This is a genomic window from Bradyrhizobium quebecense, from assembly GCF_013373795.3.
GTDB lineage: Bacteria > Pseudomonadota > Alphaproteobacteria > Rhizobiales > Xanthobacteraceae > Bradyrhizobium > Bradyrhizobium quebecense.
The window spans coordinates 1-23721 of the sequence record NZ_CP088025.1 but is presented as its reverse complement, the minus strand read 5'-3'; the positions used below and the strand labels follow the sequence as shown (position 1 = coordinate 23721).

General features: G+C 60.4%; 16 protein-coding genes and 12 pseudogenes. 14 read left to right on the top strand and 14 right to left on the bottom strand.

Going from position 1 to position 23721, the window contains the following annotated elements; all coding sequences use genetic code 11:
* Nucleotides 1-65 precede the first annotated feature (65 nt).
* A pseudogene (locus tag HU230_RS43110) lies at nt 66-281 on the top strand (IS110 family transposase); the annotation flags it as partial.
* On the opposite strand, the pseudogene HU230_RS43105 reads toward HU230_RS43110, so the two are convergent.
* The 3 genes and pseudogenes from HU230_RS43105 to HU230_RS43095 all read right to left on the bottom strand — a co-directional run.
* Nucleotides 249-1952, bottom strand: a pseudogene (locus HU230_RS43105) (recombinase family protein); the annotation flags it as partial. The pseudogenes HU230_RS43110 and HU230_RS43105 sit on opposite strands and share 33 nt — an antisense overlap.
* Entirely contained in the window at nt 1930-2121 is a 192-nt protein-coding gene (locus tag HU230_RS43100; RefSeq protein ID WP_224944537.1) for a hypothetical protein, read from the bottom strand. The gene HU230_RS43100 and the pseudogene HU230_RS43105, both read right to left, overlap by 23 nt.
* Before the next feature lie 160 nt (nt 2122-2281).
* The gene (locus tag HU230_RS43095) at nt 2282-2491 is read right to left on the bottom strand and encodes a transposase (protein ID WP_234633927.1); all 210 of its coding nucleotides are present in this window, start codon (nt 2489-2491) and stop codon (nt 2282-2284) included.
* Between the two features lie 484 nt (nt 2492-2975).
* On the opposite strand from HU230_RS43095, the gene HU230_RS43090 reads away from it, so the two are divergent.
* Both HU230_RS43090 and HU230_RS43085 read left to right on the top strand, forming a co-directional pair.
* Nucleotides 2976-3740: a hypothetical protein gene (locus HU230_RS43090; protein ID WP_224944523.1), complete on the top strand. Its 765-nt coding sequence runs from the start codon at nt 2976-2978 to the stop codon at nt 3738-3740.
* A 16-nt stretch (nt 3741-3756) separates the two neighbouring features.
* On the top strand, nt 3757-3966 hold the full coding sequence (locus HU230_RS43085; RefSeq protein WP_176396403.1) for a hypothetical protein: 210 nt from the start codon (nt 3757-3759) through the stop codon (nt 3964-3966).
* Between the two features lie 245 nt (nt 3967-4211).
* On the opposite strand, the pseudogene HU230_RS43080 reads toward HU230_RS43085, so the two are convergent.
* Nucleotides 4212-5228: pseudogene (locus tag HU230_RS43080) on the bottom strand (IS256 family transposase); the annotation flags it as partial.
* A 653-nt stretch (nt 5229-5881) separates the two neighbouring features.
* On the opposite strand from HU230_RS43080, the gene HU230_RS43075 reads away from it, so the two are divergent.
* Nucleotides 5882-6604, top strand: coding sequence for a 4'-phosphopantetheinyl transferase family protein (locus HU230_RS43075; RefSeq protein WP_176396404.1), 723 nt, complete (start codon nt 5882-5884; stop codon nt 6602-6604).
* A gap of 255 nt (nt 6605-6859) precedes the next feature.
* Here HU230_RS43075 and HU230_RS43070 read toward each other — a convergent pair.
* The 4 genes and pseudogenes from HU230_RS43070 to HU230_RS43055 all read right to left on the bottom strand — a co-directional run.
* Nucleotides 6860-7179 (bottom strand): annotated as a pseudogene (locus HU230_RS43070) (hypothetical protein); the annotation flags it as partial.
* Nucleotides 7180-7204: 25 nt separating this feature from the next.
* A complete protein-coding gene (locus HU230_RS43065; RefSeq protein ID WP_176396405.1) occupies nt 7205-7540 on the bottom strand; it encodes a hypothetical protein in 336 nt (111 codons plus the stop codon).
* 146 nt (nt 7541-7686) lie between these two features.
* Nucleotides 7687-7881, bottom strand: a complete 195-nt coding sequence (locus tag HU230_RS43060) for a hypothetical protein (RefSeq protein ID WP_176396406.1) — start codon at nt 7879-7881, stop codon at nt 7687-7689.
* Between the two features lie 305 nt (nt 7882-8186).
* Nucleotides 8187-8409, bottom strand: a pseudogene (locus HU230_RS43055) (IS110 family transposase); the annotation flags it as partial.
* Between the two features lie 150 nt (nt 8410-8559).
* On the opposite strand from HU230_RS43055, the pseudogene HU230_RS43050 reads away from it, so the two are divergent.
* Nucleotides 8560-9925: pseudogene (locus HU230_RS43050) on the top strand (IS701 family transposase).
* An 878-nt stretch (nt 9926-10803) separates the two neighbouring features.
* Here the strand turns inward: HU230_RS43050 and HU230_RS43045 are convergent.
* Nucleotides 10804-11102 (bottom strand): annotated as a pseudogene (locus HU230_RS43045) (integrase core domain-containing protein); the annotation flags it as partial.
* 223 nt (nt 11103-11325) lie between these two features.
* Here HU230_RS43045 and HU230_RS43040 point away from each other — a divergent pair.
* Nucleotides 11326-11535: pseudogene (locus tag HU230_RS43040) on the top strand (integrase core domain-containing protein); the annotation flags it as partial.
* Here HU230_RS43040 and HU230_RS43035 read toward each other — a convergent pair.
* Together HU230_RS43035 and HU230_RS43030 are read right to left on the bottom strand one after the other, a co-directional pair.
* Nucleotides 11505-13574 carry a recombinase family protein gene (locus tag HU230_RS43035; protein ID WP_207841052.1) on the bottom strand — a complete coding sequence of 690 codons (2070 nt, stop codon included), beginning with the start codon at nt 13572-13574 and terminating at the stop codon, nt 11505-11507. The pseudogene HU230_RS43040 and the gene HU230_RS43035 overlap by 31 nt on opposite strands.
* Entirely contained in the window at nt 13564-13734 is a 171-nt protein-coding gene (locus HU230_RS43030) for a hypothetical protein (protein WP_207841054.1), read from the bottom strand. Before HU230_RS43030 ends, HU230_RS43035 begins: the two co-directional genes overlap by 11 nt.
* 426 nt (nt 13735-14160) lie before the next feature.
* On the opposite strand from HU230_RS43030, the pseudogene HU230_RS43025 reads away from it, so the two are divergent.
* Nucleotides 14161-14340: pseudogene (locus tag HU230_RS43025) on the top strand (IS3 family transposase); the annotation flags it as partial.
* Between the two features lie 83 nt (nt 14341-14423).
* On the opposite strand, the pseudogene HU230_RS43020 reads toward HU230_RS43025, so the two are convergent.
* Both HU230_RS43020 and HU230_RS43015 read right to left on the bottom strand, forming a co-directional pair.
* Nucleotides 14424-14783: pseudogene (locus HU230_RS43020) on the bottom strand (ATP-binding cassette domain-containing protein); the annotation flags it as partial.
* 7 nt (nt 14784-14790) lie between these two features.
* On the bottom strand, nt 14791-15072 hold the full coding sequence (locus HU230_RS43015) for a LexA family protein (protein WP_166106965.1): 282 nt from the start codon (nt 15070-15072) through the stop codon (nt 14791-14793).
* 39 nt (nt 15073-15111) lie between these two features.
* On the opposite strand from HU230_RS43015, the gene HU230_RS43010 reads away from it, so the two are divergent.
* Nucleotides 15112-16242: an IS630 family transposase gene (locus tag HU230_RS43010; protein ID WP_224944518.1), complete on the top strand. Its 1131-nt coding sequence runs from the start codon at nt 15112-15114 to the stop codon at nt 16240-16242.
* On the opposite strand, the gene HU230_RS43005 is transcribed toward HU230_RS43010, so the two are convergent.
* The gene (locus tag HU230_RS43005; RefSeq protein WP_224944515.1) at nt 16206-17636 is read right to left on the bottom strand and encodes an ABC transporter transmembrane domain-containing protein; all 1431 of its coding nucleotides are present in this window, start codon (nt 17634-17636) and stop codon (nt 16206-16208) included. The genes HU230_RS43010 and HU230_RS43005 overlap by 37 nt on opposite strands.
* A 418-nt stretch (nt 17637-18054) precedes the next feature.
* Between HU230_RS43005 and HU230_RS43000 the strand changes: the two genes are divergently transcribed.
* The 6 genes and pseudogenes from HU230_RS43000 (at nt 18055) to HU230_RS42975 (ending at nt 23686) form a co-directional block, all read left to right on the top strand.
* Nucleotides 18055-19641 (top strand): asparagine synthetase B family protein, encoded by a 1587-nt coding sequence (locus HU230_RS43000; protein WP_224944511.1) that lies wholly within the window; start codon nt 18055-18057, stop codon nt 19639-19641.
* 212 nt (nt 19642-19853) lie between these two features.
* Nucleotides 19854-20586 (top strand): annotated as a pseudogene (locus HU230_RS42995) (IS3 family transposase); the annotation flags it as partial.
* A gap of 204 nt (nt 20587-20790) precedes the next feature.
* Nucleotides 20791-21099 (top strand): transposase, encoded by a 309-nt coding sequence (locus HU230_RS43795; protein ID WP_420840936.1) that lies wholly within the window; start codon nt 20791-20793, stop codon nt 21097-21099.
* A complete protein-coding gene (gene tnpB / locus HU230_RS42985) occupies nt 21096-21452 on the top strand; it encodes an IS66 family insertion sequence element accessory protein TnpB (protein ID WP_176528770.1) in 357 nt (118 codons plus the stop codon). The genes HU230_RS43795 and tnpB overlap by 4 nt, the downstream gene beginning before the upstream one ends.
* Before the next feature lie 50 nt (nt 21453-21502).
* A pseudogene (gene tnpC / locus HU230_RS42980) lies at nt 21503-23045 on the top strand (IS66 family transposase).
* A complete protein-coding gene (locus HU230_RS42975) occupies nt 23042-23686 on the top strand; it encodes a UPF0149 family protein (protein WP_224944508.1) in 645 nt (214 codons plus the stop codon). The pseudogene tnpC and the gene HU230_RS42975 overlap by 4 nt, the downstream one beginning before the upstream one ends.
* Nucleotides 23687-23721: the final 35 nt, after the last annotated feature.

Genomic DNA, 23721 nt, shown 5'->3' with positions numbered 1-23721 from the left:
CAAACCATTCCGCGAGATCTTCCTAGCCGACCAGATCAACCCTCAGCGCGTGGTCTCCGCATGACGCTCACGTTGAGACGCTGCGGATCCACCGGCAGCAGGTGAGCGCCTTCATGCTCAAGCATGGCCGCAGCTACCCCCGCAAAAAGGGCTGGACGATGCGCTATTTGCGTTGGCTCCAGGAACAACAGTTCGACCACCCCGCACATCAGATCGCGCTACAAGAAATGGTCGAAGCAGTTCGCGTCGCCAGGGACCGGGTCGACCGGCTCGACGGCAGTGGGCGCCATATCCCCCGGATATCGGCCCGTCTTAACGCGAGCAACGCGAACCTCCGTGTGCCGGCCGCCGGTCCAGTGGATGAGCAGAACGGCCTCGTTGGTGTCCTCATCGAGATCGCAAACAATCTCTCGGACCACAATGTGAACCAGCCGCTGCTTGGTGCGCGTGTCCGTGGACGGTGCATTCCAAACCCGCGGAAGATCATGCGCAAGTTGCAGAAGCAGGGCGCGGTCGATCTTGGGACTTTCCGCCGATGCGGTGCGCAGCTCCTTTATACGACCTTCAAGCTCGGCAACCCGCTCCAATGCGCCATTCCAGCGCGCCTCGAGTTCGCGGGCAACGTGGCGCTTGGCCGGATCCACAAGCTCGTATCGGCGTGCCGCAAGAGACGCTTCGTAGCGTACGACTTCAAGCTCCCGTTCGACGGCCGTGATGATCTCTTGTCTTGAGCGCTCAACCTGGTCGGACGCCAATATCGCTGCTTCAACAGCCCGATCGGAGACGGCCTCAAGGATTTGCAGCGCGACCGCACGATCGACCCGCACCCCGCCGATGCCGATACATAGGCCAGCGCCGACATGGGCGTCATCGCCGCGGCATTGATAACGATGGGCATTCCCCTTGGCCTGGCCGTAGAACACACGCATCATCCGCCCGCAATGGCCGCACCGCATCAATCCGGTCAGAAGTGCGCGTCCCCCGCGCGCCGATTTTCGCGAGCAGTTCTTCTTCATGTGGGCGTTTTCCAGCAGCAGCCTCTGATTGTCCTCATACTCCTGCCAGCTGACATAGCCGGGATGATTGTCGCGCAGGAGAACATTCCATTCCTCCCGCGGCTTTTTGAACCCGCTGACCTTGCGGGCGCGACCGTCCACGATCCGTGTCTTCTGGGCGATTCGGCCAAACGCATAGGCGCCAGCATAGAGCGGATTGTGCAGGATCTGCATCACCGTGTGATAGGCCGGCGCCTTCCAGCTGAGCTTGTAGATTTGAACGTTTTTTAGAACCACAGGCATTTTGATGTCGGCAGCACGCAGCCAAAGAAAGACCTGCCGGGCGCTACCGAGCTCGCGGAACTTCGTGAAGACGAGTCGAACCAATCCCGCCACATGTTCGTCGGGATCCATTTCGATCTTGCCGAGTTCACTCCAACAAAATCCAGGTGGAAGCATGAAGCGGTACTCGCCGCGCTTGGCCTTAGAGTCCCGAGCGGCGATTCCACGTTGGCGAAGCAGGCTCAGCTCATACTCCGACATCGTTCCCTTCAGTCCGAGAAGCAGGCGGTCGTTGACAAGCCGCGGATCATAGGCGCCGTCGGGATCAATGACCAACGCGCCCGCGAGGGCGCATAGGTCGATCAAGTGATGCCAGTCGCGTCCATTGCGCGCCAGCCGCGACGCCTCAATGCAATAAACGGCACCGACGTTACCCGAACAAACCATCGCCACAAGCCGCTCAAATCCGGGCCGTTGAGTGCTGCCAGAGCCTGAGCGGCCAAGATCATCGTCAATTACCGCCACCGACTTAAATCCGGCGGTTTCCGCGGCCTGCGCCAGGTCATATTGCCGCCGCTGGCTTTCGAGATTCCCCATAACTTGGGACATTGTCGATTGGCGAACATAGACGACGGCGGCGCGGTCGAGGTGATCACGTGTGATCTTGACACTCATGGTCACCTCCCGACATCTGAGCGGGTTCGACGCCAGCCGCTTCCAGCAACAGATCGGCGAGCGCCTCGATCAGACCTTTGGGATTGGCGCCCAGCGGGTTCTGGGGAATCCGAAGACGCAGATCCAGACCCAGTTGCATCGGCTCGCGATATTGGCTTTTTCTCCGCACGTCCTTTCTCCCTCTTCAAAGAAGGACGGGACCCGACGCCTGAGTCGCGCCCAGAAGCTTCAGAACAGCAGCAAATTCGTTGAGCCCCTCAATACTGACCCACGGCGGTCCAAGCGCCATGCCGGAGCAATAGCTTTTGTCGAACATCCAGTTGGGTACCTCACGAATAAACCCACGGCGTTCCTCCGTGTAGATGCACTTCAAATCCTTGCCGCGTCGGAACGGTGCGACTTGAAGCGTTCGTCCAAAACGGGGAAGCCACGGATATGCAATTGTCGCGCTTCGAAGACTGTATGCAGAATGTCGGGCGTTGGGCTCGTTTCGATCGGAACACGAAGGCTGCGCCGCTGAACGGGTCGAGACGAAGCATCTCCCGCACCTTCGCCGCAAGCCCATCGTGGCCACAGCGGAGTCGATCGGCCGCGTCGCGATGTAAATCTTCAGATCGGCACCGGCATCGGACAAGGCGGCTCTACACGAGGGTCGGCCGCCTCATTGGATGAATATTGCGACCGCTAAGGCGATCTGGTCCTATCAAAATGACGCATGCGATCAACGGAAAGTCGCCACGCACTACACAGTTCCAGCACTTCACGGGGCGTCCGCTGCGAGGCGCGGCACACCTACTTGTCTGCATAGGTGCCAACCTGACGGCGAAGCCATTAGACGTTAGCACGCTCAACCTGCGGAATATCTCGTTGACGCATCGCGGGGAGAAGGTCCGTCCTCCCGCAACCAAATCCCAATACGGATCGGGCTGGAAGCCAGCTATTCAATTGAACCACCGTTTGGTGCAGCATCCTTAGATTGCGTTACTGGTACGGATAATGGCACCTCTCAACAGACGAGCGAGCATGAAGTTCCGAGTGCCCGAGGTTGTTATAGGTTGCTTGCTCACGGTCGCCGCTTTCGCGGTGGGAATGGTCTTCATGCCGTCTGCGAGAGCAGGCGAACCCTTGCTCAGTTGGTTCACCAAGGATGCGAGTGGCATTTTCACTTCGGTGCAAGTCGTTGTCGCGACAGTCCAAGCGGCACTCTTCTTCTATCAGCTTCGTGTGATCAAGCTCAGTTTGGATGACGCCAAGGTCGCATCTGAGGCGGCCACTCGGCAAGCTCGTGTTGCCGAAGACGCCCTCGCCAAGATCGAGCGCCCTTATGGCTTCGTCTTCAATGTGAGCTCTCTCAAAATCGTACGTTGGGAGGATTGGGAAAACGGGACCGAGGGTGTGAGGTTGTCCGTCACCTACTCGGTCGCAAACTATGGGAAGCTCCCTGCCGTCATCGAAGCTATGCAAGTAAGCCTGAGCGTGCACGCAGAGCCGCCAGCTCCGGTCAACTACGACCACAACCATCCCCCTGCGATCTCTGCTGTCCTCGTGCCTGGCGAGCCCCGCAACGATCTGGATGAGGGGCTTGCGTGGAATGATGTGGAGCTTGATGACTACGAAGGTGCCCCCCCCCCCGATTTCGGCGGCATGCGTCTGTTCTTCTGGGGCTTCATTCGGTATCGCGGCACGTTCACAAGCGGACACACCACCCGAGCGTGCTGGCGATACGATGAGCGAACACGCCGGTTCGTCGAGTTTAACGGTGGCCGCGAGTACAACAGTCAAACCTGAGGAGTAAGGAAGCGGGATGGCAAAACATGGTTCGATCATTGAAGAGTTGGAGCGAGAGCGAGCGAACATTGATCAGCTTTGGGCAGGTCTTGGAGGTCGCCAAGTCCGTGTCCATGCGGTGGGTGGCTCCGAGGCCGTTGTCACAACCGAATATGTGGACGGCCTCAAGCAAGCCTCGAACGCGCTCAACAAAGCAATTACGGCCCTAAGGAACATGGATATCTGAAGGCGATAGATTCACGATGTGCCGGCCCTCCATCACCTATGATGTGCCGATCAGCATCCTCTACGGGCTTGGCGCGATAGCTACGCGCAACCACCACGGCTTGAGCTGATTGGGGGTACGAGCCCAGACGACCGCGCCGCGTGAAGGTCGAACTGTTGACAATCGATGCGAACGTCCGGAAATTCGGCGTGCGTTGCGCGCTGCGTGTCCCCCGAACATCGGCGCGCATGGCGCTTGTCTCGTGGACGAAGCTCCTTCGGCAGCTTCAACCGGACGACAGTCAGGATTTCGTCGAGGCCTTCGAGGATGCTGGCCGCTACGCCGGGCCATTGCTGGTCGAGTCGACGCGCGAGATTGCGGATCAATTTTTCAGCCTTGTCGGCGTCATCGAGCTGCCAGGCCTGGCGCAGCACCCGACGGGTGGCCGCATGATGCTCTTTCGGCAGGCGTTCCATGATGTTGCGTGCCTTGTGGATCTGGCAGCGCTGGATCGCAGCGGCCGAATCGAGGGTGCGGCGGATCGCCTTCGACAACGCTTTCGCGCCGTCGGCGATGAACAGTCTTGGCACCGTCGGGTCGAGCCCGCGCGAGACCAGGTTGTCCAGCAGGGCCTGAACCGTTGCGGCATTCTCGGTCGCCCCTTCCACCAGCGCCAGCGGATGCTTGCTGCCTTCGCCGTCAACTCCGATTGCGGCGACCAGCACGAGATCGTCGCCGAGATGCAGCCCGTCGATTTGGACCACCAGAAGGTCGAGCGTGGACAGATCGGCAGCCATGAAGTCAGCCAGCCGCGCCGCCGACAGCGCTACGAACCTCCGCGAGGCCGCCGACTTCGAAACCCCCGATCCGGGCGGTACCGGCACGTCACCTTCGGGCAGCCGGACGGCGCGGCTGAACCGGCGCGTCGACACATTGATCCGCATCAGGTTCATCGCCCCGCGACCGAGCCAATCCTCCTGCGCCGCCGTTTCCCAGCTCGGGATCGTGACCTCGCCGCCATCCACGCCCCGGACCCGCGGGCGCTCGACCTCGATCTTGCCGCCGTGGAAGCCGATCCGTCCCCGCGTTCGGCCCAAGGTGCGTCCGCCGCGCCGCCTCGCGATCGTGGCGCGGCCCGCCACAACATCCGCCTCCATCATCGTGCCGAGCGCCTCGATCCCTGCCGCAAGGCAGAACCGATCGAAGCTCGCCCGTACTTCTGCAAACGCTTCGTCCACCGCCCCGGTCGCCGGCCAACCAGCCGGTGTGATATCTCTCGTCATGGCGCTGCTCTCCTTTATGTGTCAATCGGCGTTTGACTGGGACCCCCCTATCGGCATCCATGCCGAAACACAGCCCGGTGAACGTTATTCCCGTCGACTATGCGAGCAAAGCCATCGTCACCTGTCGCTTGGCAGCTTTTGTCCGGACAGACATTCCACTTGCCAACGGCGCGTCTGTCGCTGGATCTCGATCCTCGAGGTGCTCGGTAGCTACGGGTATCAGTTTCAGTTGTCCCGTTCGCAACGTGGTGTGAGCGCGGCCTTTTTTGGATCGCGCCGTTGCTCGGAGGAATACCCCCAAGGTGCGGATCTTCCGGTCACCATCAGCTGCCAGAATACGTTGGCCGGCCTCTTTGGCAGTGATATCTCGTGTCCGTCAATCGATCGAGGTTTGCTCTCAACCTGCGTATCACATTTCATCGACAATGAATTTCTTCCTCGGGTCAGATCCTTCCATTGAGCCGCCAATACGACAATTTCTCCTGGCTCGGCATTCGGGCTTGACCGGATTTCCGAAAATGACGTTTTGCTGTTATCGACGTATCTGACCGGTTGCCGGGATTCGCACTCGAACGGCGGGCACCTCCAGACGCCTGCGGCCGGAAGTGCGGCGTGATCGTGGCGGGCCGGTCCCGCTCGCGTCAGGTGAAGTAATGATCTGCACCTCGAGATCGACCGAAGTCGCGGTGTGGTGGATGAGGCTGGGCTCTCCTTCGGCCGCAGCTGTCAAGCAATGGCGTGCTTGTCTGGACCCTTCTGAGCAGGCACAGGCGGACAAGTTCTATGTCCAGGCCGATCGATCGACATACGTCGCAGCACATTGGCTGGTTCGTAGCGCGCTTGCATCGGTAGGCAACTTGCCGCCCGCGAACTGGCGTTTCATCGTCGAAGAGCATGGCAAGCCCAAGATCGATCGAGCCCTCGGCCGGTCCGAACTTCGGTTCAATCTGTCGCATACCAGGGGCTTCGTTGCCTGTGCGGTCAGCGTGGGCGTCGACGTCGGGATCGACGTTGAGACGCTCACGCCGAGCCGGGCGAGCCTCGATATCGCTGAACGCTATTTCAGCCCGTCGGAGGTCGCCATCTTGCGCGGCGCACCGCCAGACGAGCAAGCCGAATGCTTCTTCCGTCTCTGGACCCTGAAGGAGGCTTTCATCAAGGCGACCGGCGAGGGATTGAGTCGCCCACTCGACAGTTTTTCCTTCTCGCTGAATCCGGCTTCCATCTCGTTTAGCCAGGGCGAGGCCGATGATGCGCCTCAATGGCAGTTCATCGAGCAGCGGCCGAGTCCGCAGCATGTGCTGGCCCTCGCGGTCCGAAAGCCAGCATCTTGTCCGCTGACCCTATCTGTTTGTCAAGTACGCTCGCCCGAATGAGCGTAAGCCCGTATGTCCGCCTCTGCCGATGAGGTGGCTCGCCCTACGCTGCGCGTCCGAGGGTTGCTCGGGCGGTCCGAGCCAATCCTCATCACAGGATGAGAGCCGTAGCAGATTTATACGGGAAGCATCGCGAAGCTGAGAAACGCCATCGCTATTGCGGAAACGGCGAAGGAGCCGAGTGGAGGTTTGACGCGAATTCCGGGTCGGACGACGCTAATCGAGCAGCCTCTATCTTCCTTGTGCTCCGTCAAGAGTTCGGCGAACGATCTGCTTGATTGGCGTTCCGCTTTTCGACAGGGTGCGGATTTCACGGATCGTGAGCAGTTTGGATCGATTGTTGTCGCTCCGATTGACTGCGGAATCTGGCGCCTCGATTTGCGGACGGCATCGAGGAATGCTCGAGTGGCGTTCTCCCAAGGATCTGCGACTTGAACCGCGTGCAGCAGAGCCTTTGCCGCAGCTTCGCCATATCCCCGCCGCGATCGCGGGCGACGATCGCGCGTGTGGGATGAACGTCGAGCCAGGCTTGTGCGGTTCGCTGGCTCACGCTCTGGCAGCAGGGTGACGATCCGGGTATCCGTCCGGTGAAGCTTTCAATTACACATTTCCAGCCGCGCCGAGTTCGATATCGGTGAGTCTTGAGAGGCCGCGCCAGATGACAACATTCCTGGCCAGGTGGCCACCCAATCGGGCAAGTTTGGTAAGGTAGAATGCCAGGGTCCCAGGGCGACATCGTCGATTGTCGGCGTCGCTGATGAGTTCATCGAATGCGATCTCGGTGTCCGTCAACACCATCTCGGCAATCCGCTTGAACTTAATTTCCAGCGCGGCTTTCATCATCGCACCCTTGTCGTCCCGAACGTCGATGTAATGCAGGCCTTTGACGCTGGTCTCTTCCATCTCGGCCGTAATCGTATGGCCGCCATCGCTCACCAACGAATCGACGCAGGCGCGGAGAAGGAAGTGAGCGCCAAGGTCTTGCGTCAGGTAAATTCACAGATGTCGCTTTCGCGGTCACCGATATGAATGCAATACTCCGGTTGTCCGAACCGATCGATCGATTGTCTGAGACTGTCGAGTCAACGAATGCTCTCCTTCTTCTCGATGAGAACGCGGGTCGGGTTGATCTTGTTCTTGCGCTGCGCCGTGTGTTCCTGAATGAGGAGAATCGGGCCTGCACAATCATCGTAACGCGTGCGCGTGGCGGCGAAGTGGCCGCTGAGAATGTCGGCTTTCTCTACGCGCCCGTTGGCGGGTGCTTTCATCACGATCATTCTGGCGACTATTCGAGCCGGTCGATCGACGAATGTCGCACCGCTTGAACACATGAAAGCACCTCGCCGTCGCGATTCAGGTGTTCAACAATGAATCACAAGCGATTCATCTGATTCAAGAGTCTTCGATCGAAGCCCCCGCAATTAAAGCAAGCACTTGTGGGTCGTTTAATCGGTCTCCGTTCAAGGTCAATTTGATCTGTCTTCGGTCTCTGCATTCGTTTCGGCGTAGGCGTGGCCGGTTTGTATGCACTCCTCCAGCTTCTGCTGCGCTGACGATTTCCGCTTGTCGGGCGTCACGAACTGATCAGTCGGACCTGATGGCCAAGCTCCGTGAGCACGCGAGCGCCCAATAACGCGCCCCGTTGGAAGCCTCCATGCCGACCAGGCAGGCCGGTAACCTGGCGAAAAAGCTGGCCATCATCGCGACGCAACCTCTTTCGCACAACGACGTTCCCGTGGTTGTTCGACGCCGTGAACTTCGAAGACATACTTCGCCAGATCTAGACCTATCCGAACGACCTGCATGTGGCGTCGCGGACGTAGCGAGCGTGAATAGTCCGGCACCCGTTTTTCCACCGAATCTGCGCGGCCTCCTAATCTTACTGAGTCAGAAAGTCGCGGACGTTTTTGACGACGAATCGGCTACCCGAGGGACTCACGCGAGGGGGAGCTGGAATGGGTAGCCGAAGCGGTAACCAGGGTGAATCGCGATTTACGGCCTAATGTCGAGGGTTTGGCGAGCGTGATCGGGCACGCGGATCGGACGAGACCGCTGAGGGACTACTGTGTTGGCCTGATGCTGCCCGGGGATCGCAAAAGCGTCGAGCCGATGGCGGCGATAACAGCCCCGGAGCGAACGGCGGCCCAGCATCAATCATTATTGCATTTCGTCGGCGCGGGCGGATGGTCGGACGAGAAGGTCTTGAGCAAGGTGCGAGAGATGGTCCAGCCCAAGATCGAGCGACACGGTCCGATCGAGGCCTGGATCATCGATGATACTGGCTTTCCCAAGAAAGGGCGGCATTCGGTTGGCGTGGCACGGCAATACTGCGGTCAGCTTGGCAAGCAGGACAATTGCCAAGTGGCGGTCTCGCTATCGATTGCCAATCATCATGCGAGTTTGCCGATCGCCTACCGTTTGTACCTGCCGGAAAGTTGGGCCGAGGATGAGGATCGCCGAGAGAAGGCGGGCGTACCAAAGGATGTCACCTTCAAGACCAAGCCTGAGATCGCGCTGGAGCAGATCCGGTCGGCGTGTGCAGCGGGCATTGCACGCGGTGTTGTGCTGATGGATGCGGGATATGGGGCCGATACCGCGCTGCGCGGGGAAGTGACGGCACTGGGGTTGCGCTATGTTGCCGGTATCTTGCCGCACACCTCTGTCTGGCCACCAGGCACGAGACCGCTGCCACCAAAGCGATGGTCTGGGAATGGGCGGCCGCCAAAGCTGATCCGGCGCGACGACAAAAATAAGCCCTGCTCAGTCAAGGCGCTCGCGCTCGCGCTGCCGAGAACGGCCTGGCGCAATGTCAGATGGCGCGAAGGCAGTGCTGATTGGCTGACCTCGCGCTTTGCACGCGTTCGGGTCCGTCCCGCTAATCGCGATTACTGGCTGAGCGAGCCCCGTGCGGAGGAATGGCTGTTGATCGAATGGCCTGACGGCGAGGCGGAGCCGACCAAATACTGGTTCTCGACACTGCCTGAAAACATCTCCTTCCGCGCCCTGGTCAACTTCGCCAAGCTCAGATGGCGCATCGAACGCGACTACCAAGAGCTCAAGCAGGAGGTCGGCCTGGGGCATTATGAAGGGCGTGGTTGGCGCGGCTTCCATCACCACGCCACGTTATGCATCGCCGCCTACGGCTTCCTGATCTCCGAAAGGGAGACGATTCCCCCCTCACGACCTCGTCGGCCCGCGTTCGTCAAAGAATTTGCGCTTCCCAAAAATCAAAAGCCGCGGGGCGCTACCGCTCAGAACCGAGCGTCATATTCCGAATTCGATCGCTACCATGCGGCGGCGCCTTACCAGCGCATTGGTTAGCCGGCTACGTAGATGTCCGTGCTGCGCAGTCCAAATCCAGGTCGATGCGCCGTCATGATTTGTGACGCAGTAAGACTAAGCGGCTGCCGGTCTGCCCTATCCATCTGACGACTGGCCCGGGAAAGCGGGGGATTGCCGGCGAAAAATGCGGTATTATGGCGCAAACGCACAAGCTAAATTTGTCTGGCTGAAGCCAGCTTTTAAGTGAACGGTCCCGGTCGGGGCTGGGGGGCAAAAACCGGGACCGCCCCGGGCACGCCCCAGCGCGGGAAGGCACCCAACAATTCTAATGGTTCCGGTTCATCGATGGTTCCAAGCGCCCATTGCTCTCCGCCAACAATCTTTTTCTGGCGATGAGCAATTTTATACAGACGGCCCCGATCTATCCTGTCGTTGGCCACGGTTTTCCGCTGTACGACTTCCGTCGCCCACGTGGGGCATCTGTCTCCGCCAATCCCCTTGGATCGGCCTGATCGCGCGGCTCGATTGACCCCTCCCCTGGGCGTAGCGAACTTTGCGCCACCGTATTGATGTTGATGTTGGCACGTTCCGCGCCTCTGGCCTTGGGTGTCTCCAATCGACAAGTGAACTGCTCGTTCGAAAGTACCGAGCCGGGCCAAGAACGACTCGCTCGACGACGGTGAATGAGGCGTATCACTGCCTCTATCAAACTGAGCCGTGGCATCATCATATGAAACGGGGGGGCCTGGTGCTTCTAAGCTTGACCGAATGCGCTGATCCGAGTGTGCGGGGTTGCAGATTGATTGCGCGCTTACGCGCGACTGCAACCCTGACACCTGCAAAACTCGAATCGGAATTTAAGTTGTGCATCTATCGAACCACAATGTCGGCTTCTAACCAATCTGGAGGAGCGATCATGGATTCACGAATGGACCTGCCACTGAAATTTCATCCAGCGGCATTAGAGTGTCGGGATCTTGGACGCCAAGTGGCGCGGTTGGAGCAACGAACGATCGGCGAAGCTGGTCGGGGTTGCGTAGCCGATCGTCCGTTGCGGTGAGGTGGGCTGCATAGGCCGCGGAGGGTAACATATTACAGCGACGAGTGAGGCTGCCGGAGATTGTCATCGTCGACCCTGTTCTTCGATCTTGGCGCGGGCACCGCCAAGATCGAAGAACAGGGTCTCGTTGAGCAGCTCATCGCGCATCCGGCCATTGATGGGGAAGACGGCCCGCTCCCTCGGCGCCGGCGATATGCTGGCGATGGACGAACCCGCTAACAGCAGCAGTTCACCAATGGAAGTCGCGACAATTGGGTTGGACGTTTCGAAGCACGTATTTCACATCCATGCCGTTGATGGCCAAGGCCAAGTGGCCTGTCGCCAACGCCTCCGGCCAGGCGAGATCGTGTCGTTCTTCTCCTCGCTCGTACCTTGCCTAGTCGCCATCAGTATGGACGGCCGGGGCGCCTGGCGGGACAACGTGTTCGTCGAGCGGCTGTGGCGCAGCGTCAAATACGAGGAGGTTTATCTGCGGGCCTACGAGAACGTCAGCGAAGCTCGAGCCTCGATTGGCCGATACCTCGACTTCTACAACCGCGCATCAGAACACCCATCTGTCTATGTTGTTGAAGAGAAGAGAGTTTGCTGATCGGGATGCGATCCTGTGGGGTATCTTGGGTTCTGTCGCGCTCGTTCGGCGATAGACTGAGCGGCAGCTGTTATCAGCGAGGCGCGAGCAAAGATCCACGGGCCGTCCGATAGCGGATGGATGGCTGCGATTTCGCCTGCTTCCGCGGCCAGCCGGAGCGTCTTGGGCGCGACCTTCAGGAGCTTTGCGGCGTTGCTCAGGTTGAGCCAGGGTTCGATCCCGTCATCGGCGGGCTTGAACACCGGGAGGTGGTAGCTCGAGCGCATCGATGTGACGCGCTCGCGGGTCCAGCGATTGCCGTTGCCCGTCTTGAGGCCGTTTCGGTTGAGGAGGCCGGCAATCAGATCGTCGCTGGCGATCAGCACCAGTTGACGCACGGCTTGGATAATATCGGCGGAAGTGCTGTTGCGCTGTCCGCGCCGGCGCTTGGGCAAGCGCAACTCGCTGTGAGCGCCACCCACCCAGTGGACGATGAGAACGATCTCGGACGCCGCGTCGTCTATATCGGCCACGACCTCATGGACGAGGGTGCGTACAATGCGCTTCTTGAGACGAGCATCCGTCGTCGGCGCATCCCAGACCGTTTTGAGGTTCGAGGCCAGTACGCCGAGCGAAGCTGGATCGGCAATGGGTGCGGGCGTGGCCGCATCATGCATGGCGATCTTGCCCTCGACCTCCGCCGCGTGAGCGAGTGCCCTGTTCCAGCGCGCTTCCAGCTCACTCGCCACCAACCGGTTCGCGGGGTCAGCGGCATCGTATTGCCGGAAAGCCCGGTCGGCGGCATAGCGCGCCGCTTCCAGATCGCGACTGAGCGCATCGCGCACCTGATCCCGCCGTTCCCTGGCTTCCTTGGCGGCAGCGGTTGCAGCGGCGATAGCGCCCGGACCGACGACGCCAAGCAGTGCTTCCTCGATTGCATCATCGACACGCAATCCGCCGAAGGCGATGCAGTGAGGACCGCCATTGTCCATCCAGGCGCGGCTGCAGCTGTAGCGTGGGATATGGTGCTTCATGCCGGAGTACCGGAGTGTGAGCTTGCGGCCGCAGCGCTTGCACCGGATCAGACCGGCCAGCAGCGCGTCACCATGCTTGGGTGCGCCGTGATGCCGACCGGTGGGAACGTTGCTGCTGACCATGGTGCGGATCGCCTCGAACCTCTCCCAGCTCACATACCCGTCGTGGGTGTTGGGCTTCAGCGCCAGCCATTCGTTCCGTGTCTTGCGGCGGATCTTCACGCTCACGCCCCCGGCGCTGTATCCCGCCGCCACAGCCGTCTTACCATAGGCATAGGCGCCGCCGTAGACCGGGGTCTCAATGATCCGGTGGATGGCGGAGTAACTCGGTCGCCGCCAGGCTGTGTCGCCGTTGGACTGCTTCACTGGTAGATCGAGATTGTACTCGTGGAGCCAGCAGAGCGCCTGTCGCGCGCTGCCCAGTTCGTCGACCTTGTCGAACACCAGCTTGATCGCTTCCTGGACACGCCGATCCGGATCTTTCTCATAATGGTCGCCGGCCTTCACGAAGCCGACGGGCGCCGCCACAACCAACTCGCCCCGGCGCGCCTTCTCGTAGCGGGCCGAGAGCGAGCGTTGGCGCAACAAATCCAGTTCGTACTCGTTGAGGCTGCCCTTGAGCCCGAGCAGCAGGCGGTCGTTGCCGTGCCTTGGCGCATAGATAGTCTCCTGATCGACCAGAACGGTATCGACCACGCGGCACATCTCGATGAGTTGCTGCCAATCCCGGCTGTTGCGGGCGAAGCGCGAGACCTCGCGGGCGCAAACGGCACCGACCTTACCGAGGCAAACCTCCGCTACCATTCGCTCGAAACCGGCGCGTTGCACGCCACCGGCGGCTGAACGACCGAGATCATCATCGATCACTTCGATCTCTGACCACCCGAGTGCCGTCAGCCGGTCCCGCATGGCGTATTGCAATGCGCTGCTCTCGCGATTGTGCAACACCTGATGTGCTGAGGATTGGCGCACGTAAAGAATCGCCTTACGCTCCAGATGATGAGGCCTGACCTTGTCAGAGATCATGATCGCCCCCCTTCGCGGGCGGCGTCGCTGTCATCGCAGCATGGTCGAGCATCAACTGCGTCATCAGGCTTGTGAGGGCCGCCCGCGCTTCCCCCGGCAGCTCCGACCATGCCGGCGCGCCGAGGGCGCCGTTCGACAGGCCGCCCCCGAACAGATCCATCTGCTGCTGCAACCGCGGTTGTCGATTGTGTCGGTATCCGCTCCCTGGCATTGCCGTCTCGCGTGACATGAGTCGCTCCCCGATTCTGGTCGTGAGAGCCTCTGGATGCGCCAGAAAGCGGGGCAGCTGATGGCGTTCGATCCTTCAACGCCAGATCGAGAAGCGCAGCGAGCGCCGCAAGTGCATCGATGCTAACAAACGGCTGAGCTGTCAGAAGCTCGGCGTCAGGGCAGGCCGTCCGGTCGAACATCCATGCTGGAACTTCCAGCCAACGGTCTGCTTGCGATCCGTCCAGGGTGCAGCGAAAAACGACATCGTCAACCTTGTCGACCGCCCCATGAACGCAAACTCGGCGACCAAACCAGGGATGATGCCGATAAAGAACCTCGCGAAGAACGGTCCTGTGGGCGTTCTTGAGCCTTGTTGTATAACTACACACGACCGCACTCACAGCTCGGATGGAAGACACCCTCCGAGTTCGCCTTCACCTGCCACCCGCGCCGGGATCTGGCGCTGCGCTATGCCGATGGCTCCGCGCCAGCTCCCGTCGCTACCACCGCCCAACTGGGCAAATCCAATGGCTTGAGCGAACTCAGAACTGGATAAAATCTGGGGGCAAGGTCACATCTCGTCCAGCAATGCGCCTGCAGTGCAGACAATCAACGCGCCGGGCTGATCATCCCCTTCGCCTATGTCAAGGACAAGCCGCAGTCGGTCAGCTCGACCACGACGTCGGTTGTAGAAATGACCCCTTTGCGATGAGTGATTGCCAGCACGGTCACATCTTCCGCTAGGCTGCGAATATGGTCCAAAATGTCCCGCTCGGCTCGTTCGTCAAGCGCGGAGCTGGCCTCGTCGAGAAGAAGGATCGCCGGCTCGCCATAGAGCGCGCGGGCAATAGCAATACGCTGGCGCTCCCCGCCTGAAAGCTTCAAACCGCGTTCTCCAACGGTTGTTTCAAATCCTTCCGGCAGAGCCTCGATAATGGGGAGAATAGCGGCTTTTTCCGATGCACCGCGAAGGCGCACCTCGTCGCGGGGCCGTCCTAGTGGTTCATCACAGTGATTTTGACGTTTTTATTCCGAGCCATTCGAGGATCGGCAAGCTTTCCGGCGGCACGAGAATTTCGATGCTCCTTGGGACGCCGGGTTGACGACGGATGCATCCGTTTCGTTCGAGAGTTACGATCATTTGGTGGACCGAAGGCGGGCTGACGCGGAAGTGGCGCTGGATGTCTTTCTCGGCGGGCGGCTGTCCGAACATGTTGGAATATGTGTAGATGAAAGCGAGGTAGTGCCCCTGCTTCTGGGTGAAGCGCGCGCCTGATTTTTGACTCATGGATCGATTCGTCCCGGTCTTCCGACAAGGAGGCAAAGGATGAATGTCCGTTATCGGGTCGAATTGAGCCAAGCCGAGCGAGACGAACTGACGGCGATGCTCGGCGGCGGCAAGTGCGCCGCCCGCAAGCTCAAGCGGGCGCAGATTTTGCTGGCGGCCGATGGAGGGCGCCGCGACGAGGGGATTGCCCGGACCGTAAGTGTCAGCCTCTCCACCGTCTATCGGACCAAGCGCCGCTTCGTGGAAGGCAATCTGGAGCGGGCCCTGAGCGAGGAGCCGCGTCCAGGGGCGGAACGCAAGCTGACGGGCAAGGAGGAGGCCCTGCTGGTGGCGACCGCATGCGCCAAGCCGCCGGCCGGCCGCAAACGCTGGACGCTGACGCTGCTGGCCAACGCGATGGTCAAGCTCACCGATCACGACAGCTTGTCGGGCGAGACCGTGCGCCGCCGGCTGGCGGAGAACGACCTCAAGCCATGGCGCAGGGACATGTGGTGCATTCCTCATGTCGATGGCGAATACGTCGCCCGCATGGAGGACGTGCTTGACCTCTACGCCGAGAGGCCGGATCCGGCCCGGCCGCTGGTCTGCTTCGACGAGACCCCGGTCCAGCTGATCGGCGAGGTGCGCCAGCCGGTCTCCGCCAAGCCCGGACAGCGCGAGCGCTACGATTACGAGTACCGCCGCAATGGCACCGTCAATCTCTTCGTTACCTTCGATCCACATCGGGGGTGGCGCAACGTGAAGGCGACCGAGCGCCGCGCCGCCGTCGACTACGCCCATTGCATGCGTGAACTCGTCGACGTCCATTATCCCGAAGCCGCCTGCATCCGTGTCGTGCAGGACAATCTGTCGATCCATACCGCCGGTGCGCTGTATCAAGCATTTGCGCCCGCCGAAGCCCGGCGCATCCTGCGCCGCCTCGAATTCCACTACACCCCGAAACACGCCAGTTGGCCCAACATGGTTGAGCGCGAGATCAGCGTGCTGCAGCGCCAGTGTCTCGGCCGCCGCATCGACGACCCCAAAAAGCTCCGAAACGAGATCGCGGCATGGCAACGGCAGCGAAACAAGGCGCAAGACCGCATCAAGTGGATGTTCACAACCGACAAAGCCCGCGCCAAACTCCGCCGCGCCTATCCGGCCGTCGTCAAAGAGTCAAAATCACTGTGATGAACCACTAGCAGAATGTTGTCGGCTAGCGACTCATTGAGCAACATCACCTCCTGCGGCACAACAGCAACTGCGGCATACCAATCCGTGTGATCGATGGTCGCTATATCGGTTCCATCGACCAGAATACGGCCGCAGTCTGGCTCAATCGATTTCAGGACGAGCTTGAATATTGTCGACTTCCCCGATCCGGATTCGCCGACAAGGAAGGTAATGGCGCCGCGCCTAGCCAGAAACGAGACATTCGTAACGCCACGACCGTTGTTGTAGGCATAACCAATGCCCTCGAAGGATAGCTGGCCAGCGGAGGGCGTGAAATCATGAGCATGAGATGTTCGCCGCTCTTCTGGTGCGACCCACAGTCTGGCGAGAGGAATGAGGTCGGCTCGCGACCGCGCCGCGTCAGAGATCGCGCGCGCGACCATCTCGAAGGGCATATTGAGTTGGAGTAGAAGCGTGTTGAATAGCACAATATCGCCGATCGTGACCGCGCCGGCCCGGTATTCAGGTATTAGAAGGAGAAGTGTGACGGCAAATTGTAGCGCGATGGCTAAGCCGAGCACGGCTATGTAGGCCAATCGTTGAAACACGTAGGTTCGCCAGTTATCGCGCACTTCCCGCGCCTTCATCGTAAAGCGCTGGCTCGTCCAGGAATGACTGCCGAAATGGCGCAACGTGTCCATGGAGTTCATGACGTTGCCGACGAAACGCGCATTCTCCTGTCCGGCTTCGATGGCCCGGTCCAGAAACACGCGCGCCCGACGCGTGGAACTCCACCCCAATGTAATCGCGACAGCCCCATAAGCGACGACGATTGCAGCGATCTGGATATTGACGAGCACACCGAGAATAGCGAGCGTAAGCAGAAGCTGCGCTGCAGCCGGGATGAATATCATAATTCCAAGCTGGACCAACGTCGTCAACGCGCTGCACCCGCGCGCAGCCGCACTCTGTATCTCCACGGGATTGTGCTCAAGAAGAAAGGCTGAGGTTTTTCTCAGGATGCGATCGAAAAAGCGAGTTGCAGCGATGAAGCCCAGGTTCTCGGCTGTCATGAAGAAAAGATACTGCAGCATGCGCTGCAATGCGGAGGCTATGCCGAGCAGGACCGCATAGCCGGCGAATCCCCAGGCAAACGCCGACATGCCTTCCCCCCGCGGGAGGCGATCAATGAGACCCGAAAATACATAGGGGGCTGCGACGCTGCTCGTGCTGGAGATCAGCACCACTGTGGCAACGATGAGAAGCAAGCGCCGATCGGATCGCCAGTACGCATGCAGAAGTTCGGAAACCGGCGACAATGTGCTGTCGTTGACCTGATCTGCGGCGGATCCAGGGAATGGGGCTTTGCTTGCACTGAGAGAGCCGACATGGCCTTGCGATCTGGATTCCATACGATCTCACGTAAAGATGCGGCTCTGCGGAATTTGCTGCCGTTTACCGTTACTAAGCTCCAACCCAATTCTGTCCAGCACCGTCATCCAACCCGCAAATCTTGGTAGGTTGTCGCCCGGCTTCTCACATGAGAGACGCTATAGAGTGGCTCGACACGCTGCCGCGCCACGCGACGAGAAGCCCGATCACGCTATCAATAGGAACACGACATGAAGAGCGCAACTGCAGACACGTCTAAGCGGCCATCGCGGCCCGATACAACTGACCTCCCCTTACCGGTGCTGCCACCTCCCACTACTTCGTATCCGAAGGGCCCCTTCCCTAGCGACAGCGCTAACGAAGGTTACCTTTAAGATCATTCTTCACTCTGTTACCGCCTCTCACACGAGAGGCGGTAACGTTTAAGTCGAGGAACAAATGCTCAAGGCCACTCTGAAAATAGCCGACCTGGAAAACTTCGATCCTGTTGTCAAAGGCTGTTCGATAGAGTTTGGTGAAAGCTGCATCTGGCCTTTCCAACATAAGAGTCTTGAGAGCTCGTTAGTGAAGAGCACTGAGCAATGGTTCTTCGTCATACGTGAGCGTCAAGGAGCGGCGGACGGGGCTGGCGTTCATTCGGTCGTAATAGACCATGCGTCTACAGATCAGTTTCGTCAGCACTACCAGAAATGCATGCACTGGCCGCTCGATTTTATCGTGATCGAGGCCGCTCGCCGGGGTCCTCGGTTGCGTGTACGAGCAGGCCATATTGGCAGCCTCCCAATTTACTTCCACGTGGAGGAGCGCGCTCGCACGGTTACGCTCTCCTGGGATTTTGTCGAGTTTTTGGATAAATCGCGAGCGATTGATGCAGAGATTATAGCGCATCAGCTGTCGATGAGAACGTTCTACTCTGCGCGACAGGCCTGCGTTGGCGTTAACCTGCTGACTGCTGGCTCCACCTTGTACGTCGACAGATCGGAAACGTCATTTGAGTACGGCGCGACAACTTCATCAGCTCCTGAGCTCTCCGGACGAGAGGAGGGCGATCATGTCCTTGAGTTTTCTGATACTCTTCAGGCGGTTGTTCGTTCGCGGCCGACGACCTTCTGCGCAAGCGCTGTGGAGCTGAGCGGAGGAATGGACTCCGCTTCCGTCGCAATTGCTGTTGGCGAGAGCGTAGCATCGCTAGCATGTGGCGGGATACTATTGGGCGACGGGAGTAGCCCCAAGCAGATTGATCGCCGAGCGAGCACTTTGAGCGCACTGAACTGCCGCGATCACAAAGTTGAAATGTGCGCCCACATGCCGGCGATTGATCTAGATCTTGACCTGAAAGGACGCCTGCCACTCAATTCAGAGTATTACCTTGAGGCGTTCGGGTCACTCTGGGATCGGTTTCGCGGCGATGGCTGCGAAATAATCTGGTCCGGCATAGGAGGAGACGAGCTTTGCGCTCGCTTCAGCAGCGACGAGGGGGAACCCAGATCTCCCTCTTCACCGCATCTGGATATCGCGCTTGGGGTTGCAGAAGACCTGTTGACGAAACGTGGGCTCGACGCCGCTCGTTCATCCTTCCTTTTTAGCGCCCCCCTCAGCGCCACTCTATCCACAACTCTGCTCGCAAGTCTTTGTCATGCTCGCCCACTCGCGACGCGAGGTCTTTGGCCCGTCCGCCCATTCGGCGATCCGAGATTGATCAATTTTGGAGCGAAGCTTCCGTTTGCACTTCGCTCGGGCAAGGAACTCCTCCGTTCTTACTTGCGTGAGCGCTTGGGCTCTGACGTATTTCCACACGGATACGCAAAGGAGACTTTCGCGCTTGTACTGCCAAAGGCGATTGCGGCTCGTGCGGACATAATTTCATCACAGCTTGCTTCTTGCGCCTTGGCCGACTTCGGCTTGGTTTCGCAAGAGGCTGTCATGGCGCTCTTGAACAGGGTGATAACAACACACGAATTTTCCGCAACAAGCACCTTGGCTCGCTTTTTATGGGCGGAACGTTTCGTTCGACAACTCTGTTGATTGCGTTATGACGAACGATCACGCGTCAGAACACCTGCTACAGTGGAGAAGGGTTGCAATTGGGCGTTCTCGCTAGTGGTTCATCACAGTGATTTTGACGTTTTTATTCCGAGCCATTCGAGGATTGAGCCGGTCCCGCAAATCTGAACAGTGCGATAAGTGGAGTTTCTGCCTGACGGCGGGCAAGATTGACCCGCGAATCAGGAGAGACGATGAGCAGACGAGCACGGCGGAACCACACTCCGGCTTTCAAGGCGAAGGTGGCGCTTGCCGCCGTCAAGGGTGACCGCACGCTGGCGCAACTAGCGGAGCAGTTCGACGTTCACCCCAATCAGATCACATCGTGGAAGGGCCAGCTCGAAGGCCGCGCTGCCGATGTTTTCGGTCCGGGCGGCGGGAGTCGGATCGCCGAACCCACCGTCGACGTGAAGTCGCTGCATGCCAAGATCGGCGAGTTGACGCCCGTTTATATCCCACAGGGGGCGCGCAGCGCCCGCTCAGTTTTTTAGAAGGAGCGCTCACCAAGGCGGGATTGCTGAGCGCAAAGCGATGATCGACCGTGAACACGATCTGCCGATCGGCAAGCAGGCGGAAGCTCTGAACATCAGCCGCGGCAGCGTCTACTATCTGCCGCGTCCAGTGCCGCCCAAAGACCTCGCGCTGATGCAAAGGCTCGACCGGATGCATCTGGAGTTTCCCTTCGCCGGTTCGCGAATGCTGCGAGGCCTGCTGGCTGCCGAGGGGTGCAAGATCGGCCGCCGGCATGTCAAAACGCTAATGCGGCGGATGGGGATAGAGGCGCTCTATCGCCGTCCGCGCACCACGCAACCCGAGCCCGGCCACAAGATCTATCCGTACCTGCTGCGTGGTATGGAGATCACGCGTCCGAACCAGGTCTGGGCGATGGACATCACCTACATCCCGATGGCGCAAGGCTTCGTCTATCGATAGCGGTACGACAACCCCACCTCGTTTAAGTGGACGGGATGAGCGAGACTCGCGCGTGGATTTGACAACGCGAGGGACGCTCGTTCCATGCATCAAGACAGACATCAAGACAGGCATGATGCCGCCTCCTATCAACGGATCGAGGTGATCACAGGGGAAAGGCGACGGCGCAGTTGGAGCGATGCGGAGAAGGCGCGGATCGTGGCCGAGAGCGCCGATCCGGAGACGAGCATTTCCGAGGTGGCTCGACGCAACGGGGTGAACCGGGGACTGCTCAGTGTGTGGCGGCGCCAGGCGCGGCTCGCGTCGAGCGAAGCGCCGCAGTTCGTGCAAGTCAGGCTCGACGCCGCCGTCGAGGCGCAGCCGAACGCGATCGATAAGGCGCATGTTCTGACGGGGCCGGCCGAGCGGATCGAGGTGATGATCGCGGGCGCGACGGTGCGCGTGCCTGTCCGCGTCGACACTGCGACGCTGGAGCGCGTGCTGGCGGCGGTGAGATCGACGCGATGATCTCTTTCGGTCCAATGGTCCGTGTGTTCGTCGCGACGCAGCCGATTGACTTTCGTAAAGGCGTTCATGGCCTTGTCGCGCTGGTAGCGGAGGGATTGGGCGGCAAGCCCTACAGCGGTGACGTTTATGTCTTCCGATCGAAGCGATCGGATCGTTTGAAGTTACTGGTTTTTGACGGCTCGGGAATGGTTCTAGCGACGAAGTGGCTGGAGAATGGGGGCTTCGCCTGGCCACCTGTTCACGAGGGTACGATGCCGGTAACGGGGGCGCAACTGGCGATGCTGATTGAAGGTCTTGCGGAGTGGTCGCGTGTGGTCCCCAAGGTGACGAAGCGGCCGACGAAGGTTGCCTGACGCGTCTTGTTTTGCTGGCGATTGTGAGTGTGTTCGTGTAGCTCTGCGATATGGCGCTTCGCCCCGAAGATCTCCCCTGTGACCCTGCAGCTCTTGCCGAGATGGTGTTGGCTTTCGAAGGCGAGAACGATGATCTGCGCGCAGAGATCGCCACGTTGAAGAGCCTGATCTTCGGCGCACGATCGGAGCGCTCGGCGATCGTCTGCGCCGAACAGATCGCGTTTGATCTGGAACCGACCGCCGGCTCACAGCTCCCGGCCAATGACGACAAACCGGACGCGCCGAGACCGAAGCGGCGCAAAGCGAGGCGCAACATCGGCGCACTGCCGGCGCATCTGCCCCGGATCGAGCGGGTGATCGAGCCGGCGTCCACGCGGTGCCCGTGCTGCACGGGTCAGATGCATCGGATCGGCGAGGAGAGCAGCGAAGCGCTCGATCGGGTGGCTGCGTGTGCTCCGCACGATCCGTCCAAAATACGCCTGCCGCTCCTGTGAGGGCGCGATTGTCCAGGCCCCGGCACCGGCGCGGCTCGTCGAGGGCGGCATGGCGACGACGGCGCTGATCGCGCATATCGCCGCGGCCAAATATGCCTGGCAATCGACGCTCTACCGCCAGACGCAGATCCTGGCGGGTCAGGGTGTCGTCGTCGACCGTCAGACGCTGGCGCGCTGGATGGGGAGCGCGGCGTGGCTGGTCAGGGGCCTCTACGATCTGCAACTGAAGACTATGCACGGCTTCGAGCGGCTGTTCTGCGACGAGACGCCGATGCCAGTGCTCGATCCGGGACGCGGCCGCACGAGGATCTGCCAGTTCTGGGCGCACGCGACGGACGATCGGGCGTGGAAGGGGCCGGCGCCGCCGGCGGTCGCCTACGTGTTCGCAGGTGGTCGCGGCAAGAAGGAGATCGTGGCGCAGTTGGCCGGCTTCGAAGGCGTGCTGCAAGTCGACGGCTATGCCGCCTACGCCTCGCTGGCGGGCGATGCGAAGATGTCGGGCCAGATCCAGCTGGCGTATTGTCTCGTTCACGCGCGCCGCAACTTCGTGAGGGTGCACAAGACGACGAACTCACCCTTCGCCGCGGAGGTCATCGAGCGCATTGCGGCCGTCTACGCGATCGAGGAGAGGATCCGCGGTCTCGACGCCGGGGAACGCCGCGCGACGCGACAGGCCGAGACGAAGCCGCTGATGGAAGCGTTGAGGATCCGTCTGATCGCGGTGAAGGACGGGATCTCCCGCCGCTCGACGCTCATCAAGGCGATCGACTACATGCTCGAACGCTGGCAGGGCCTGACGGCGTTCCTGGATGACGGGCGGCTCGAGCCGGACACCAACACGGTCGAGCGATCGATCAGGCCCATTGCGATCGGAAAAAAGAACTCGTTGTTCAGTGGTGACGAAGGCGGGGGCGAGACTTGGGCGATACTCGCTTCGCTTCTTAACACAGCGAAATTGAATGGTCTCGACCCCGAGGCGTATCTCATCGACGTTCTCGATCGCATGGTGAGCGGCGCCACGAAGACCAACCAGCTGCACGAACTTCTGGCCTGGAACTGGAAGGCCGCACGCGAAGCCGAAAAGCGGGCCGTGGCATGACGAAGCCGAAGCAACGGCGAGGAAAACGGGCCAAGACGACGATGGCGGACTATGCCATGTCGTTCGAACGGCTCGGGCAATGGATCAGCGAGCGCGCCAGGTCGCCGACGCTTCGGCGTCCGCGGGCGACGTCGCTCTCCATGCTCGACGGCGCGGTGGCCGCGGTCGTTGCCGGGCCGGTCTCGATGGCGTCCGAGGAATGGGTGTGCCCGCTCCTCGGCGTAGATCGCGACGCCTTCAATCACGACACCGAGGAGTTCTCGGCGATCGCCGCCACGCTGATGCGCCACAACGCAATCAGCGAGACGCTGTCGACGGGACCGGAGAGCTTCGAGCCGCTGTTCGTGCGATCACCGGACGGCGAAGTCGACCCGCAGCCCTGGTGCATGGGCTTCTACGCCGTCATGAAGCTTCGGCTTCTCGTCTGGTCGCGGCTTCTCTCCCCGAACGGAACCGAACACCTTATGCTGCGGCCGATCTTGGTCCATTGCATCGACGACGCCGGTCGGCCCTTGCTACCCCCGGCCCGGCACACGCTGGGAACGCTGCCCGTCGCTCAAAACGTCCGGCGCGACATTCCCGTAGCCGTTGAGGCCCTGCGGCAGTTCTGGATGCCTATACGCTTCAAGCGCGGTGCGTAGGCCGTCCGCGCCAAGTCGTGGCCCTCTCGCACCGT

What these genes read in the sequence shown, in the direction of transcription:
- HU230_RS43030 (WP_207841054.1), bottom strand. Translation starts at nt 13,734, where the DNA reads ATGGATCTGTTCGGGGGCGGCCTGTCGAACGGCGCCCTCGGCGCGCCG.
- HU230_RS42975 (WP_224944508.1), top strand. Translation starts at nt 23,042, where the DNA reads ATGACGAAGCCGAAGCAACGGCGAGGAAAACGGGCCAAGACGACGATG.
- HU230_RS43075 (WP_176396404.1), top strand. Translation starts at nt 5,882, where the DNA reads ATGATCTGCACCTCGAGATCGACCGAAGTCGCGGTGTGGTGGATGAGG.
- HU230_RS43010 (WP_224944518.1), top strand. Translation starts at nt 15,112, where the DNA reads ATGAATGTCCGTTATCGGGTCGAATTGAGCCAAGCCGAGCGAGACGAA.
- HU230_RS43005 (WP_224944515.1), bottom strand. Translation starts at nt 17,636, where the DNA reads ATGGAATCCAGATCGCAAGGCCATGTCGGCTCTCTCAGTGCAAGCAAA.
- HU230_RS43085 (WP_176396403.1), top strand. Translation starts at nt 3,757, where the DNA reads ATGGCAAAACATGGTTCGATCATTGAAGAGTTGGAGCGAGAGCGAGCG.
- HU230_RS43015 (WP_166106965.1), bottom strand. Translation starts at nt 15,072, where the DNA reads ATGAGTCAAAAATCAGGCGCGCGCTTCACCCAGAAGCAGGGGCACTAC.
- HU230_RS43035 (WP_207841052.1), bottom strand. Translation starts at nt 13,574, where the DNA reads ATGATCTCTGACAAGGTCAGGCCTCATCATCTGGAGCGTAAGGCGATT.
- HU230_RS43090 (WP_224944523.1), top strand. Translation starts at nt 2,976, where the DNA reads ATGAAGTTCCGAGTGCCCGAGGTTGTTATAGGTTGCTTGCTCACGGTC.
- tnpB (WP_176528770.1), top strand. Translation starts at nt 21,096, where the DNA reads ATGATCTCTTTCGGTCCAATGGTCCGTGTGTTCGTCGCGACGCAGCCG.
- HU230_RS43095 (WP_234633927.1), bottom strand. Translation starts at nt 2,491, where the DNA reads ATGCTTCGTCTCGACCCGTTCAGCGGCGCAGCCTTCGTGTTCCGATCG.
- HU230_RS43000 (WP_224944511.1), top strand. Translation starts at nt 18,055, where the DNA reads ATGCTCAAGGCCACTCTGAAAATAGCCGACCTGGAAAACTTCGATCCT.
- HU230_RS43060 (WP_176396406.1), bottom strand. Translation starts at nt 7,881, where the DNA reads ATGATCGTGATGAAAGCACCCGCCAACGGGCGCGTAGAGAAAGCCGAC.